Below are 13,870 nucleotides of genomic sequence, written 5' to 3' on the forward strand. Positions count from 1 at the left end.
TCATCAGCGCGGGGCCAGCCATCACCGCGAGGTTGGCTCTTCGGATCCAACTTCTGATTGATCCATGGAGCGGGCAGTGGCCATAGGCTTCCCGGGACATGTCCCACAGCACCCTGACCCCCGTCTTCGTCGGGCTTCGCACTGGGTTGCACGTCCTGGTGGGGACGCTGCTGACTCTCGTCGTGGCCCGCCTGCTGATCGTGCGCAGCGACACCATGGGGGTGGGGCTGGTGCTGTGCGCCGGGTTCGCGCTGGTCTACGTGCTGGGCGCGCGTATCGCCTCGCTGGGGGAGTCTCGCCGTGCCGCCGCCGGGGCGATATGGCTCGCCATCCTGAGTGCCATATGGGTCGGGCTGCTGATGCTGGTCCCCGAGGCCGCGTACCTCGTGTTCCCGCTGTTCTTCCTCTACCTGCACGTGCTGCCCCGAGCTGCTGGACCCGTGGTGATCGTGATCGCTACAGGGATCGCGATCATCGCCCTGGGTCTGCACGGTGGGTTCAGCGTCGCAGGAGTCGTCGGCCCGCTCGTCGGAGCGGGCGTCGCACTCCTGATCGGGCTCGGGTACCGGGCTCTCGCGCGAGAAGCTGCCGAACGAGAAGCACTCGTCACCGAGCTGCTCGCAACCCGTGGCCAGCTTGCTGCCGCGGAGCGAGAGCAGGGCGTCCTGGCGGAAAGAGGGCGCCTCGCCCGCGAGATCCACGACACCGTCGCGCAAGGACTCTCCAGCATCCAGATGCTGCTTCACGCCGCCGAAGCCGCCGATAGTGACCGGCCCGGCATCGAGCACATCCGCCTTGCCCGCACCACCGCCGCCGACGGACTCGCCGACACCCGCCGCTTCATCCGGGAGCTCGCCCCGCCGTCCCTCGACGCCGGTCTCAGCTCCGCCCTCCACCGCCTGAGCGACCAATGGGGCCGAGAAGGTCTCCGCGTCGCCGTCACCACCCCGACGACAGTCACAGATCTCCCGATGGATATGCAGACCGCGCTGCTGCGGATCGCCCAGGGCGCCGTCGCCAACGTCGCACAGCACGCCGGCGCCAGCACCGTGGCCATCACCCTGGACGTTGTTGGCACGGACGTGGTCCTGGCGGTGCGCGATGACGGCGTCGGATTCGACCCGGCCGCCGTGCGCTCGAGAGCCGGCACCACGGGTTCGTTCGGACTGCGGGCGACGGAGGAACGCGTCCAGCAACTCGGAGGAGAGCTCACCATCGACAGCGCACCGGGTGAAGGCACCACCCTCACCGTCCATCTGAGGGGCCAGCAGACATGATTCGGATCGTCATCGCCGACGACCACCCCGTCGTCCGGGCTGGGCTGCACGCACTACTCGATGGCGCCGACGGCATCACCGTCGTGGGAGAAGCGACGACTCCCGAAGACGCCGTCTCTCTCGCTGCGGCTCTCCACCCCGATCTGGTCCTCATGGACCTCCAGTTCGGGCAGCACAGCACCGGGGCCGACGCGACCCGGCGGATTCGTGCCACCGACTCCGCGCCCTACGTTCTCGTCCTCACGAACTACGACAGCGACGGCGACATCCTCAGCGCCGTCGAAGCAGGCGCAAGTGGCTATCTCCTCAAGGACGCCCCGCCAGGAGAGCTGCTCGCGGCCGTTCGCGCCGCCGCGGCCGGTGAAAGCGCCCTCGCGCCAGCAGTCGCGGGTCGCCTCATGGCCCGCATGCGCGCACCCCGCACCAGTCTCTCCGCTCGCGAACTGGACGTCCTACGGCTCGTCGCCGACGGCGCATCGAACACCCGCATCGCCGAACAGCTCCACATCACCGAAGCCACCGTCAAGTCTCACCTCGTGCACGTCTTCACGAAACTCGGCGTGAGCTCGCGAACTGCTGCGGTCTCCCAGGCGCGCTCCATCGGCGCGATCCGCTAGGCACGATCGTCAGCACACCCCTGCCGTCTACGTGCAATTGGTGTATACCCAGTGCGACAGATGTGTCGCAGAAGAGTGAATGCTGACTCTATTGGGAACCGTAAAAGACCATTCAGTAACTGTTCCACTGGAGTGCCCCAGTTTGAGTCGCACCTCGCATCGCAGCGTCCTCTGCTCCGAGCAGAGGGGAGCCCTCCACGGGCACGGCAGTGCTGGTGGAGGGCTCCCGGCATGAAGGTGAGTGCTTGGTGGGGTCAGCGTCCGAGTAGGCGAGCAAAGAAGCCGGGGCGGCGGGCGTCATCAGTGTGGCCGGGGCAGCGGTCCCCGGGGGCGACGTTCTTCATGACCTGGTCGACGTGCTGGCCGCAGCCGGCCCAGGTGGTCTTGCCGCAGGTGCGGCAGGTGGTGGCTCTGCACATGGGGTTCTCCTTGCGGTTGCGGTGGGGCGGTTCAGGCGGCCTGCGCGGGTGCCTTCTCGAAGAGGGCTGCGAGGGAGGGGTCCGGTGCGACGCGGTTCCAGGGCATCTTCGAGAGGACCGAGGCCATGGCGCAGGAGTCGCTGAGAGCGGAGTAGGTCAGGCCCGCGCCGATGGCGCCGGCGACCAGTCCCAGGCGGGGGTGGATGAGCTGGCCGGCCAGGGTGCCGAGCAGGACGAGGGACCCGGCCGTCACGCGGACCTGGCGGTCCATCACCCAGCGGGAACCGCGTCGCACCACGGTGCCGCCGGCTTCCTGGTAGGCCGTGATGCCACCCTCGAGCACGTCGACAGCGTCGAAGCCGGCCTCATGTAGAGCCGAGCAGGCCTTGCTCGCCCGGGCGCCGGACTGGCACACCAGCACGACGTGGTCGTGCAGGCGCTCGGCGAGGTCGGCAGTGTGCTCCGTGAGCAGGTCCAGGGGCACGTTGTAGGAGCCGCGGATGTGAGTGGTCTCGAACTCGCCCGGGGTGCGGACGTCGACGATCATCAGCTCCGGATCCTCGGAGAGGCGTCGGGTGAGCTCGGCCGGCGCGACGGTACGGGGGGCGTCCCGCAGGGAGGTGGTCATCGGGCATCCTCCCCGGTGGTCGCGACGTCGCGCTGCTGCGCGGCCCACTGGGACCAGCCGGAGTAGCTGCCCTCCAGCTCGACCACGTCGTAGCCCGCGCGGCGCAGCGCAGCGGCGGCCACGGAGTTGCGCAGACCGGACTGGCAGAAGGTGATCAGGCGGCCCGCGTGAGGGTCCGGCAGATCCTCCTGGTGGAACAGCACCTTCCCCGCCGAGAGCTGCTCGGCGCCGGGAACGGTGCCGTCCGCGTGCTCGCTGCGGTTGCGCACATCCAGCAGCAGAGCCGTGGAGTCCTCGGCGCGCAGCTCTTCCAGGTCGACGGGGGAGACCACCGCCGGGACCGTGGTGGGCAGGCCGTCGAGGGAGGTGACGTAGCCGGTCAGGCCGTCCACACCCACGCGCACGAAGTGATCGCCGTACTCGGCGGCGTCCTCGGCACTCTCAGCAAGCACCACCAGGCGGGCGTCGTCGCTCTCGGGGTCGAAGGCCCAGGCGATGTGGGTGGCGGCCTTGCCGAGCGAAGGGATGCTCAGCGCGCCGGGCACCGTCCCGGCGTGGACCTGATCCACGCCCCGGGTATCGACCAGGGCGAGGGCGTCGTCCTCGAGGCCGCGCTGGAGCTCGCCCGCATTCATCCGTCGCGGGGCGGGCCGGTCGCCGAGGATCGCGGGACCCTGCTTGTTCTGGCGCTTCATCCGCGCGAAGTAGGCGTGCGCGTCGGGCTGCCCCTCCAGCAGCTCGTCGATGAAGCCCTGCTCGTCATCGCGCTCGAGGTAGGTGGCCCACCAGGCGAACTTCCGCTCATAGCCGACGGTCGTCGACGGCAGAGCACCGAGCGCCTTGCCGCAGGCCGATCCGGCGCCGTGGCCAGGGAAGACCTGCACATGATCGGGCAGGGTGAGGAAGGCGCCCTTCAGCGAGGCGAACAGCTGCTTGGCGCCCTCGAACCGGGTGTCCTCCATGCCGGCGGCCTCGTCCAGCAGGTCCGGACGGCCCAGGTCCCCGGAGAACACGAAGTCCCCGGTGAGGTAGTAGCCGGGCTTGTCGGTGAAGGCGCCATCGGTGACCAGGTAGGACAGGTGCTCCGGGGTGTGACCCGGGGTGTGGCGGGCGGTGACGGTGATGTTGCCCAGCTGGATCGTGTCGCGATCGTGCAGCAGCTCGGCCTCGAAGCCGTAGGTCCAGTCCTCTCCACCCTCGCCGGAGACGTACGCGGTGGCGCCGGTGGCGGCGGCCAGCTCGCGCGTGCCGGAGAGGAAGTCGGCATGGATGTGGGTCTCGGTCACCGCGGTGATGGTCATCCCGTGGTGGGCGGCAAGGTCCAGGTAGACCTGGATGTCGCGCCGCGGATCCACCACCAGTGCCACGCTCTGGGACTGACAGCCGATGAAGTAGCTGGCCTGGGAAAGGTCCTCGTCATAGATGCGTTCGAGAAGCATCGTTCCTCCTGGAAGAAGTGGTGTGCAGTAGTGCGCGCCCTATACCCCCCAGGGTATCAGGTACCCCGGGGGGTATGCGAAGTGGGGGTGGAGAGGTGGTCGTTGCGGCGCATCCGCACTGCGACGACCGCGCACCCCTCGCAGCGGAGCAGTGACGGCGCGATCTGTCACCCTTGACCAGCGTCCGGGGCCGGCGCGCCCACGGAACCCATGTGCAGGGCGCGCACCGTCTTGAGCATCCTGGTGAGGCGGGAGGCGCGGAGCCCGCCCTGGTGCGTCTGCACCAGCAGCCCGTCACGGAAGAGCATCAGCGTGGGCAGGGCCCGAATGTTCGCGGCAGCTGCCAGTCCGGGCTCCGACTCGGTATCGACGGAGGCGAACAGCACCTCCGGGTGCTCGGCGGCGACGGCAGCGAAGATGGGCGAGAAGCGCCGGCACGGGGCGCACCAGGAGGCCCAGAAGTCCACCACGACCAGCTCATGGGAACGGATCGCGGGCCCGAACGTGGCCTCCGTCAGGGCACGGACGCGCCCGGGGGCGTGGGGAGCGGGGGCGCTCATGCGGGCCGCCGCGTCGCGCGCAGGGGGCAGCTCGGCAGCAGGAACCAGCATCCGGCGGCCGCGAGGGCGAGCAGCACCGCTACCGCGCCGGCGATGGTGCCGGCGATCCCCGGCAGCTCCTGGACCAGGACGAAGGCTCCCATGACCAGGACGAACACCCCGAAGCCCTTACGCAAGACGTTTTCGGGGATCCGCCCGGCCAGGCGGGATCCGAGCAGTGAGCCGAGGATCGCGGCGAGGGTCACCCCGCCCACCAGGGCCCAGTCCAGCGAGACGGAGGTGAGGTAGCCGGCGAGTCCCGCGAAGGACTTCATCGCGATCACCACCAGCGAGGTGCCCACCGCCACCGGCATCGGCAACCCTCCCAGCAGCGCCAGGGCGGGCACCACCAGGAACCCTCCGCCCGCGCCGACCAGGCCGGTGGCGAGTCCGACCGCGAGCCCTTCGATCACGATCTTCGCCGTGGGCAGCTCGCGTGCGGAGGCATCCTTTGCGCGGGCGCCTTTGCGGCCGCGGATCATCGCAATCGACGTCGCGACCATCATCAGCGCGAACGCGATCATCAGCACGGTGCCTGGGATGTAGCCGCCGAGGATCCCGCCGCCGAAGGCGCCGACCATCCCGGCTGCCCCGAAGATCAGCCCGGTGCGCCACCGCACCCGGCCTGCCCGGGCGTGGCTGATGGCGCTGACTGCCGAGGTGGTCCCGACGACGAACAGCGAGGCGGCGATCGCCTCCTTAGGCGGCAGTCCCGCCACATAGGTCAGGATCGGCACCGTCAGGATCGAGCCGCCGCCGCCGAGCAGTCCGAGCGAGACGCCGATCAGGACTGCCAGCAGCAGGGTGAGGACGAGTGTGAACGTCATGAAGGCCTCCTTCTGGGCTGCGAGATCAGGAGGTCGGCAGGCCGGCGGCGTGCCACGCGACCATCCCGCCACCCATCGTCGCGGCATCGAATCCAGCGGCCTCGAGCTGCTCCGCTGCGCCGGCGCTGCGCCGCCCGCTGCGGCACACCGTGATCACCGGCCGCTCCCGGTCCAGCTCGCCCGCTCGCGCGGAGAGCTGCCCAGCGGGATGTGGATCGCGCCGGGGATCATCCCCTCGGCGACCTCCTCGTCCTCGCGGACATCGACGATCTGGTCCCGCACGCGACGGACATCTGTCTCGGCAGCGGTGATCTCAGGCATGAATGCTTCCTCTCCACGTCGTGAGTCGCCCCCGTGGCCGGGCTGGCGACCGGCGGGTGCGCTGCACCCGCGCCACGGAGAATGCCACATACCCCAGGGGGTATGCAAGACACCCCCGGGGGTATAAGATCGAGCCATCACCCTCAGTCAGGAGAACGCCATGGAACTCAACCCTTCAGACATGACCCCCGTCATCCATCGCCTCAAGCGGGCTCAGGGACAGCTCGCCGCTGTCACCCGGATGATCGAGGAGGGGAGTGACTGCAAGGACGTCGTCACCCAGCTCTCAGCCGTCTCCAAGGCGCTGGACCGCGCCGGATTCGCGATCATCGCCAGCGGTATGGAGCAGTGCATGACCAGCCCGGACAAGGATCTGGACCGCAAGGAGCTCGAGAAGCTGTTCCTGACCCTGGCCTGAGACCCAGGAACTCGAGATGATCGAGGTCCGGCACGAGGACCCGAAGGAGAACGCGATGACCTACACGCATCACCTCACCCTCGACCAGCCGTACGCGCAGGCCGTCGAGAGTGTGCGCGCAGCGCTGTCCGACCAGGGATTCGGGATCATCACCGAGATCGACATGCGGGCCATGTTCGAGATGAAGCTCGACGCAGACGCGGCCGAGGAGATCGGCGACTACATCATCCTCGGTGCCTGTAACCCCAGCCTTGCTCGCCGGGCCCTCGCCGCGGAGCCGCAGCTTGGCGCATTGCTACCGTGCAACGTGATCGTCCGGGCCAGCACCGAGGACGGCCGCAGCATCATCGAGGCGATGGATCCGAAGGTCATGGTCCAGCTCAGCGACAGCGACCACGTCCGCGCGGTGGCCGATGATGCCGACGCACGGCTGCGCGCAGCCCTGGCCTCATTTGCCGCAGGCTGACTGACCCTCAGTGCCCCGGCTGAGCCTTGCCAGCTCGGTGAGCGCTGGCTACGATAGGGAGCGCCCCCCGTTACGACGGGTGAGGAAGAAGGCCTTAGAACCCCAGCCGGACGACTGGATCTAGGGCCTTTCGCTTGCCCCTGCGGACGGATCCAGAGACTGAGGGGTCCGTTGCTCGACCAGGATCGTGCTCTGCAAGGCCGCCAGGTGCGCCGGATTGCCCAAGTGAGCAGCGTCGATGGAGCCGAGCACTGCGTCTGCGATCCACAACAGCGGTTCGTCCCCTCCCCTCAGATGTTGGATCCGCACCCCCCGATCGAGGCCTTGGTTCTGCAGAGCGACGATGTGCGCACGGTCCTTCGAGTCCTGCGCTGGGCTTCGACTCTCGAGCGTCACCTCGAGCACCTCAGCTCCGGCGAGCTCGTAGTAGAGCACCTCCAGGCACTTGCGTCGAAACCGCTCCGTCTTCCGTTGACGCTCGCTCAAGTGCGTCACGATGACATTCATCGGACCGACCGCAACGATCGCATCAACGATCCGACGACGGCGGCGTTCGCTCTCTTCCGTCCAATGGAGCTTTACCTGACCAGGCAAGAGCAGAGGAAGAAGCTCCTCACGGATCACTTCTTGGTGCTCTGCCTCCAAGATCGCAGCTCCGACTAGATACTCCTGGGTCGCCGTGCGCCGAGCGGCGCTCGACTCGTCGACAAGGCACCCATGCCCCCGGTTGCCTGATCCACCGTCACACGGTAACCGCAAGCGGAAGCCTGCCCCACCGGCGCATACCCGGTCTGCCTGATGTGCCGCAGAAGACCGATTGGGACTCTGTCGAGAACCGTAGAAGAACGGCGAATGTCTGTCCTGTTGGGGTCTCCCAGTTCGACACGCACGTCGCGGCGCGTGACACCTATCGGAGGGTTAATTTCCAGCCTACGAAAGGGGCGACTGCGCCCCGTCCGCATCACCTGGTCTGCGGGCGGTTCATAGTGGCGGCCAGACGCATGGAGTCAGGGCAGGGGGACCCAGGGACGAGGGGTTGCTCGCGACGGTGCCATCTGGATCCTCAAATCTGAGCCGGAGCGGTTGGAGTGCCCTGGGGTAGGAGGCTGGCGATGAGCTCCTCGACACGGACGCGGATCTCATCGCGCACGGGCCGCACTTCGTCGATGCCTTTGCCGGCAGGGTCCTCGAGTTTCCAGTCCTCGTAGCGCTTGCCGGGGTAGTAGGGGCAGGCGTCACCGCAGCCCATGGTGATGACCACGTCGGAGGCCTGGACCGAGTCGGGGGTGAGGATCTTCGGGGTCTGGTCGGAGATGTCGATGCCGACTTCGGCCATCGCCGCGACCGCCGCGGGGTTGATGGAGTCGGCGGGCGCGGAGCCGGCGGAACGCACCTCGATGCGGTCCCCGGCGAGCTCCCGCAACCAGCCGGCGGCCATCTGGGAGCGGCCGGCGTTGTGGACGCAGACGAACAGGACGCTGGGACGTGCAGTCATGGGGGCCTCCAGGGCAGGAAGGTGGGAGTGGGAGTTCAGGCGATGTCGAGGAAGGCGCGCAGTTCCGCGAAGGCTGAGGGAACGACCGAGTAGTGGGCCCAGCGGCCCTTCTGTTCGCGCGTGAGGAGCCCGGCGTCGACGAGCTTCTTCATGTGATGGCTGACGGTGGGTTGGCTGATCCCGAGCGGCTCGGTGAGGTCGCACGCGCAGACCGAGGTGCAGCCCTGGGCGGCGACGTGGGAGAGCAGCCGCAGCCGAGTGGGGTCCGACAGCGCCTTCAGCATCGACGCGAGCCTCTCGGCGTCGACGCTGTTGACGGGCCCGGCGGACAGCGTGCAGCACGCCTCGGCGCCGGTCGCAGGCTCGAGTGGCGCAGCGGGGGTATCGATCGTGGTGGACATGCCCTCACCTCACATTGACGGATATCGATGTGAAGCATAGCGTTCGGATCGATATCCGTCGATGGAAGGTGCCGAGCCCTGATGAGTACGACGACCCAGGCTGTCGAGCAGCCCCGCGTGATGAAGGAGATGTCCTTCCTGGACCGCTGGCTGCCGGTGTGGATCCTGGCTGCGATGGTCGTAGGGCTCCTGTTGGGGCGGTTCGTCCCTGGCCTGAACATGGCGTTGGAAGCGGTGACGATTGGCTCGGTGTCCCTCCCGATCGCGATCGGGCTGCTGGTCATGATGTACCCGGTCCTGGCGAAGGTGCGCTATGACGAGACTCGCCGCATCGGCGCGGATAAGCGCCTGCTGGTCTCCTCGCTGGTGCTGAACTGGATCATCGGTCCGGCGCTGATGTTCGCCCTGGCCTGGATCTTCCTGGCGGACCTGCCGGAGTACCGCACCGGGTTGATCATCGTCGGGCTCGCCCGGTGCATCGCGATGGTGCTGATCTGGAACGACCTGGCCTGTGGTGACCGCGAGGCCGCCGCGGTGCTGGTCGCGATCAACTCTGTGTTCCAGGTGATCGCCTTCGGGGCGCTGGGGTGGTTCTACCTCCAGGTGCTGCCGTCGTGGCTGGGGCTGGCGACCACGTCGGCCGAGTTCTCGATCGGCGCGATCGTGCTCAGCGTGCTGATCTTCCTCGGCATCCCCCTGATCGCAGGGTTCCTGACGCGGGTGGTGGGGGAGCGGGTTAAGGGCCGCGTCTGGTACGAGGAGCGCTTCCTGCCGGCGATCGGGCCGTGGGCGCTGTACGGGCTGCTGTTCACCATCGTGCTGCTGTTCGCCCTGCAGGGCGACGCGATCCTCTCCTCCCCCGGGGACGTGGCCCGGATCGCGCTGCCGCTGCTGGTCTACTTCGTGATCATGTTCCTGGGGTCGTTCCTGCTCGGACGCGCCATCGGGTTGAACTACGCGAAGTCCACCACCGTCGCGTTCACCGCCTCGGGCAACAACTTCGAGCTCGCGATCGCGGTGGCGATCGGCACCTTCGGCGTCACCTCCGGTCAGGCCCTCGCCGGTGTCGTCGGTCCCCTGATCGAGGTCCCCGTCCTGGTGGCCCTGGTCTACGTCGCCTTGGCGATGGGGCGGCGCCTGTTCCCCGGTGACGCCACCGTCCCCACCCGCTGACCCCGTCGAAGGAGAACCCCAAGATGAGCACGAAGCCCCCCACGGTCCTGTTCGTGTGCGTGAAGAACGGCGGCAAGTCCCAGATGGCCGCGGCCCTCATGCGCCACCACGCCGCAGGCACTGTCCAGGTCCACTCCGCCGGTACCCGCCCCGGTACGGCCATCAACGCCCAGTCCGCCGCGGCGATCGCGGAGGTCGGCGCGGACATGTCCTCCGCCGTTCCTCAGCCGGTCACTGCCGAGCTGCTCCGCAGCGTCGAACAGGTGATCGTCCTCGGGGACGAGGCTGTCATCGAGCCCGTTGCGGGGATGACCGCGCCCGTGACCACCTGGCACACCGATGAACCCGCTGCGCGCGGCATCGAGGGCATGGAGCGGATGCGCCTGGTCCGCGACGACATCGACGCCCGCGTCCGCGCGCTCCTGGCCGACCTCGCCCCTGACCGTTGACCAAGCCGGCGGGGCGGCCGTCGTGCCGTCCCGCGGGGCTATGCCCACTGCGACAGCTGTCGCGCGAGAATGAGCTCTCGAGCCTTGCTGGGACCCGTCATAGTTCCGCGAGCACCTGTCGTGCTGAGGTGCCCCAGTTCGGTGCGCAGCTCGCGCCGGGGCGTGGCGCCTTTCGGTACGTCAGCGCTCTGAGCGAGAGAAGCCGGTCAGGGGTTCCCCTGAAGCGGCAGTGCGGCCGCAGCGGGACGGTCGTGCGGCAGGGGCCCGATCCTTGTCAACTCGCCTCGCGCACCGCGGTGGCGAGGTCGCGGGCGAAGGCATCGGCCTGCTGCGCGTCGAGGTCGTGAACAGTGAGCCGCAGGTAGCGCGAAGGCGGCCCGGCCTCGGCGAGACGGAACTCGTCGCCGGTGCGCGCGAGCCAGCCCCGACGCATGAGGCGTTCGGCGACGTACTGTGCCGGTGCCTGCACCGGTACCCACAGGCTCAATCCGTCCCCGGGCTCGACCGGTAGGCCATGTTCCGTGAGGCGCGCGGCGAAGGAGGCGTTGCGCTCGGCGTAGTGGACGCCCGCCCGGTCGATCAGCGCGCGGGCGTCGGCATCGCGCAGGACAGAGTGGGTGATCCGCTGGAGAAGGTGGCTGACCCACGTGATGCCGGGGCTGAGTCGCATCGCCAGCCGCGCGGCGGTGTCGGGGTCGGAGGCGGTCACGGCCAGGCAAAGGTCGGGTCCGATGAACTTCGAGACGGATCGCACCAGGGCCCAGCGCTGGTGCTCGGGGCCGACGATGGAGTGGAATGGACGCTGGGAGAGGAAGGAGTAGTAGTCGTCCTCGATGACCAGCACGTAGGGATGCTCGGCAAGGACCTCCCGCAGCTGCTCGGCGCGACGCGCGCTGAGCGAGACCCCCGTCGGGTTCTGTGCCCGCGGCGTGGTCACCACGGCGCGCACGCCCTTGTCCAGGGCGGCCCGGAGGCCCTCGACGGTCATACCCTCCGCGTCGACGGGGACGGGGACGGCTCGGTAGCCGCCGAGACGGGCGATATGAATGCTGGCCAGGAAGCACGGGTCCTCGAGGGCGATGGCGTCGTCCCGCATGAGCGCCTGGGCGAGAAGCCGTTCGACGGCGTCGACCGCTCCGCTGGTGAGCGTGAGGTGCACATCGTCACTCGGGCCGGGCACGTCGGGTGCCATCCAGTCCCGCGCCCAGTCCTTGAAGTCGTGATCGATGATGGGTTCGCCGTACAGGACCGGGCGTCCTCCCGCAGCCGCCATTGCTGGAGCGAGGTCTGGGATGAAGCTCGGATCGGGGTTGCCCGTGCCGACGTCGCGCAGCGATCCGGGGTCGGCGAAGCCCTCCTGGGGGACCTGGGGGCGCTGGGCCACGTGAGTGCCCGCGCGACCTCGGGCGATGACCACGCCGGAGCGGGCGAGGCGTCGGTAAGCGGCCACAACGGTATTGCGATTGACGCCCAAGTCCTCGGCGAGCACGCGCACGGGCGGGAGCGTCCGCCCGGGCACCAGAGCGCCGCGCTCGACGAGGGCGCGCACGCTGTCGACGATCTCGGCAGCGGTCCCGCCGCTGATCGCCGGGTCGCTGTCCGTCGTCACCCGATGAAGTCTAGGCGGCAAGGCCCCGGATCGTGGCCGCGGGGAAGCCCACCGGCGGAGGAGCGGCATGCGCCGTGCTACTTTTTGACCTAGGTCAAATTGGGACGGAGCCCAAGAGAAGAGCGATGGACATCATGAGCACTGGCACCACGGGAACGGGCACGGTCAAGAGCGGACTGGCCGAGATGCTGAAGGGCGGCGTCATCATGGACGTCGTGACCGCCGAACAGGCGAAGATCGCCGAGGGCGCCGGCGCTGTCGCCGTGATGGCGCTCGAGCGCGTCCCCGCGGACATTCGTGCCCAAGGCGGCGTGGCCCGAATGAGCAACCCCGACCTGATCGACGAGATCATCGCCGCCGTGTCGATCCCCGTGATGGCCAAGGCCCGGATCGGCCACTTCGTCGAGGCGCAGGTGCTGCAGCAGCTCGGCGTGGACTACGTCGACGAGTCCGAGGTGCTCTCCCCCGCAGACTATGTCCACCACATCGACAAGCACGCCTTCACCGTGCCGTTCGTCTGCGGTGCGACGAATCTCGGCGAGGCCCTGCGCCGCATCACCGAGGGCGCCGCCATGATCCGCTCCAAGGGCGAGGCCGGAACCGGCGACGTGTCCGAGGCCACCCGCCACATCCGCACCATCACCGCGGAGATCAGTGCCCTGCGCTCGAAGAGCAAGGACGAGCTGTACGTGGCGGCCAAGGAGCTGCAGGCCCCCTACGAGCTGGTGGCCGAGGTCGCCGAGACGGGCTCACTGCCGGTGGTGCTGTTCACCGCGGGCGGCGTCGCCACGCCGGCCGACGCCGCGATGATGATGCAGCTGGGGGCCGACGGAGTCTTCGTCGGCTCCGGCATCTTCAAGTCCGGCAACCCTGCCGATCGGGCCGCTGCGATTGTCCGGGCGGTGACCTTCCACGACGATCCGGCCGTGATCGCCGACGTCTCACGCGGGCTCGGCGAGCCGATGGTCGGGATCAACGTGGCCGACGTGCCCGCCCCGCACCGCCTCTCCGAGCGCGGCTGGTGAGTCGGTGGCGCCGGTGAGCGCCGGCCTCGGCAGCGGTCTGCGCATCGGCGTGCTGTCCCTGCAGGGCGACGTGCGCGAGCACGCCCAGGTCCTCACGGACCTCGGAGCACAGGTCTCGCTCGTGCGTCGGCCCCGCGAGCTGGAGGCAGTCGACGGGCTCGTGCTGCCGGGCGGAGAGTCCAGCGTGATCGACAAGCTCTCGCGCGTCGCCGGCCTGCAGGGCCCACTGTGCGCGTTGATCGCGGCGGGACTGCCAGTGCTCGGGACCTGCGCCGGACTGATCCTGCTCGCCGATCGACTGGCCGACGGGATCAGCGGTCAGAAGACGTTCGGCGGCATGGACGTCACAGTGCGGCGCAATGCGTTCGGCGGACAGGTCGAGTCCTTCGAAGCCGATCTGGACGTGCCCTTCCTGGGTCCGCGGGCGGTCCGGGCCGCGTTCATCCGCGCTCCGGTCATCGAGCAGGTCGGGCCGGCGGCGACGGTGTTGGCCTCGCTGCCCGACGGCCGCGTGGTCGCCGCCGAACAGGGCAACCTCCTCGGCACCGCGTTCCACCCGGAGACGACGGGGGAGACCCGCTTCCACCAGCGCTTGCTGAACGCGGTGCGTGAGCAGGCCATGCGCTAAGAGGGGACGAGCCTTCGCGGTCCACCGCGCATGTGAACATCAGCCTGATGCCCGGGTATGCATTGCGCGGAGCCAGCGG

At 68.9% G+C, this 13,870-nt stretch carries 17 protein-coding genes and 1 pseudogene; 8 read left to right on the top strand and 10 right to left on the bottom strand.

Features of this window, described 5'->3' with window-relative positions:
- The first annotated feature begins 98 nt into the window (after positions 1 to 98).
- Complete coding sequence (locus ACOJUI_RS05330) at positions 99 to 1,277, top strand: sensor histidine kinase (RefSeq protein WP_422117048.1); 1,179 nt, start codon at positions 99 to 101, stop codon at positions 1,275 to 1,277.
- Positions 1,274 to 1,894 (top strand): response regulator, encoded by a 621-nt coding sequence (locus ACOJUI_RS05335; protein WP_422117049.1) that lies wholly within the window; start codon positions 1,274 to 1,276, stop codon positions 1,892 to 1,894. Before ACOJUI_RS05330 ends, ACOJUI_RS05335 begins: the two co-directional genes overlap by 4 nt.
- Before the next feature lie 254 nt (positions 1,895 to 2,148).
- Here the strand turns inward: ACOJUI_RS05335 and ACOJUI_RS05340 are convergent, their stop codons facing one another.
- The 6 genes and pseudogenes from ACOJUI_RS05340 to ACOJUI_RS05365 form a co-directional block, all read right to left on the bottom strand.
- Positions 2,149 to 2,313, bottom strand: coding sequence for a hypothetical protein (locus tag ACOJUI_RS05340; protein ID WP_422117050.1), 165 nt, complete (start codon positions 2,311 to 2,313; stop codon positions 2,149 to 2,151).
- Positions 2,314 to 2,344: 31 nt separating this feature from the next.
- Positions 2,345 to 2,941 (bottom strand): rhodanese-like domain-containing protein, encoded by a 597-nt coding sequence (locus ACOJUI_RS05345; RefSeq protein WP_422117051.1) that lies wholly within the window; start codon positions 2,939 to 2,941, stop codon positions 2,345 to 2,347.
- Positions 2,938 to 4,380 (bottom strand): MBL fold metallo-hydrolase, encoded by a 1,443-nt coding sequence (locus ACOJUI_RS05350; RefSeq protein ID WP_422117052.1) that lies wholly within the window; start codon positions 4,378 to 4,380, stop codon positions 2,938 to 2,940. The genes ACOJUI_RS05345 and ACOJUI_RS05350 overlap by 4 nt, the downstream gene beginning before the upstream one ends.
- A gap of 167 nt (positions 4,381 to 4,547) precedes the next feature.
- Positions 4,548 to 4,940 carry a thioredoxin family protein gene (locus ACOJUI_RS05355; protein ID WP_422117053.1) on the bottom strand — a complete coding sequence of 131 codons (393 nt, stop codon included), beginning with the start codon at positions 4,938 to 4,940 and terminating at the stop codon, positions 4,548 to 4,550.
- The gene (locus ACOJUI_RS05360) at positions 4,937 to 5,806 is read right to left on the bottom strand and encodes a sulfite exporter TauE/SafE family protein (RefSeq protein ID WP_422117054.1); all 870 of its coding nucleotides are present in this window, start codon (positions 5,804 to 5,806) and stop codon (positions 4,937 to 4,939) included. The genes ACOJUI_RS05355 and ACOJUI_RS05360 overlap by 4 nt, the downstream gene beginning before the upstream one ends.
- A gap of 25 nt (positions 5,807 to 5,831) precedes the next feature.
- Positions 5,832 to 6,127: pseudogene (locus ACOJUI_RS05365) on the bottom strand (rhodanese-like domain-containing protein).
- 160 nt (positions 6,128 to 6,287) lie between these two features.
- On the opposite strand from ACOJUI_RS05365, the gene ACOJUI_RS05370 reads away from it, so the two are divergent.
- Together ACOJUI_RS05370 and ACOJUI_RS05375 are read left to right on the top strand one after the other, a co-directional pair.
- Positions 6,288 to 6,545 carry a metal-sensitive transcriptional regulator gene (locus ACOJUI_RS05370; RefSeq protein ID WP_206397983.1) on the top strand — a complete coding sequence of 86 codons (258 nt, stop codon included), beginning with the start codon at positions 6,288 to 6,290 and terminating at the stop codon, positions 6,543 to 6,545.
- Between the two features lie 55 nt (positions 6,546 to 6,600).
- Complete coding sequence (locus tag ACOJUI_RS05375; RefSeq protein WP_422117623.1) at positions 6,601 to 7,011, top strand: DUF302 domain-containing protein; 411 nt, start codon at positions 6,601 to 6,603, stop codon at positions 7,009 to 7,011.
- Positions 7,012 to 7,131: 120 nt separating this feature from the next.
- On the opposite strand, the gene ACOJUI_RS05380 is transcribed toward ACOJUI_RS05375, so the two are convergent.
- From ACOJUI_RS05380 to ACOJUI_RS05390, 3 genes are all read right to left on the bottom strand, one after another.
- Positions 7,132 to 7,656, bottom strand: a complete 525-nt coding sequence (locus tag ACOJUI_RS05380) for a hypothetical protein (RefSeq protein WP_422117055.1) — start codon at positions 7,654 to 7,656, stop codon at positions 7,132 to 7,134.
- Between the two features lie 418 nt (positions 7,657 to 8,074).
- A complete protein-coding gene (locus tag ACOJUI_RS05385; RefSeq protein ID WP_422117056.1) occupies positions 8,075 to 8,506 on the bottom strand; it encodes an arsenate reductase ArsC in 432 nt (143 codons plus the stop codon).
- A gap of 35 nt (positions 8,507 to 8,541) precedes the next feature.
- The gene (locus ACOJUI_RS05390; RefSeq protein ID WP_422117057.1) at positions 8,542 to 8,907 is read right to left on the bottom strand and encodes an ArsR/SmtB family transcription factor; all 366 of its coding nucleotides are present in this window, start codon (positions 8,905 to 8,907) and stop codon (positions 8,542 to 8,544) included.
- Positions 8,908 to 8,988: 81 nt separating this feature from the next.
- Here ACOJUI_RS05390 and arsB point away from each other — a divergent pair, with 81 nt between their 5' ends.
- Together arsB and ACOJUI_RS05400 are read left to right on the top strand one after the other, a co-directional pair.
- A complete protein-coding gene (gene arsB / locus ACOJUI_RS05395; RefSeq protein ID WP_422117058.1) occupies positions 8,989 to 10,080 on the top strand; it encodes an ACR3 family arsenite efflux transporter in 1,092 nt (363 codons plus the stop codon).
- Positions 10,081 to 10,103: 23 nt separating this feature from the next.
- Entirely contained in the window at positions 10,104 to 10,529 is a 426-nt protein-coding gene (locus tag ACOJUI_RS05400) for a low molecular weight phosphatase family protein (protein ID WP_422117059.1), read from the top strand.
- 274 nt (positions 10,530 to 10,803) lie between these two features.
- Here ACOJUI_RS05400 and ACOJUI_RS05405 read toward each other — a convergent pair whose 3' ends face one another.
- Positions 10,804 to 12,138, bottom strand: coding sequence for an aminotransferase class I/II-fold pyridoxal phosphate-dependent enzyme (locus tag ACOJUI_RS05405; protein ID WP_422117060.1), 1,335 nt, complete (start codon positions 12,136 to 12,138; stop codon positions 10,804 to 10,806).
- Between the two features lie 134 nt (positions 12,139 to 12,272).
- Between ACOJUI_RS05405 and pdxS the strand changes: the two genes are divergently transcribed.
- Both pdxS and pdxT read left to right on the top strand, forming a co-directional pair.
- On the top strand, positions 12,273 to 13,163 hold the full coding sequence (gene pdxS, locus ACOJUI_RS05410; protein ID WP_422117061.1) for a pyridoxal 5'-phosphate synthase lyase subunit PdxS: 891 nt from the start codon (positions 12,273 to 12,275) through the stop codon (positions 13,161 to 13,163).
- A gap of 4 nt (positions 13,164 to 13,167) precedes the next feature.
- A complete protein-coding gene (pdxT, locus tag ACOJUI_RS05415; protein ID WP_422117062.1) occupies positions 13,168 to 13,791 on the top strand; it encodes a pyridoxal 5'-phosphate synthase glutaminase subunit PdxT in 624 nt (207 codons plus the stop codon).
- Positions 13,792 to 13,870: the final 79 nt, after the last annotated feature.

This window comes from Brachybacterium sp. UNK5269 (genome assembly GCF_049266655.1).
Taxonomy (GTDB): domain Bacteria; phylum Actinomycetota; class Actinomycetes; order Actinomycetales; family Dermabacteraceae; genus Brachybacterium.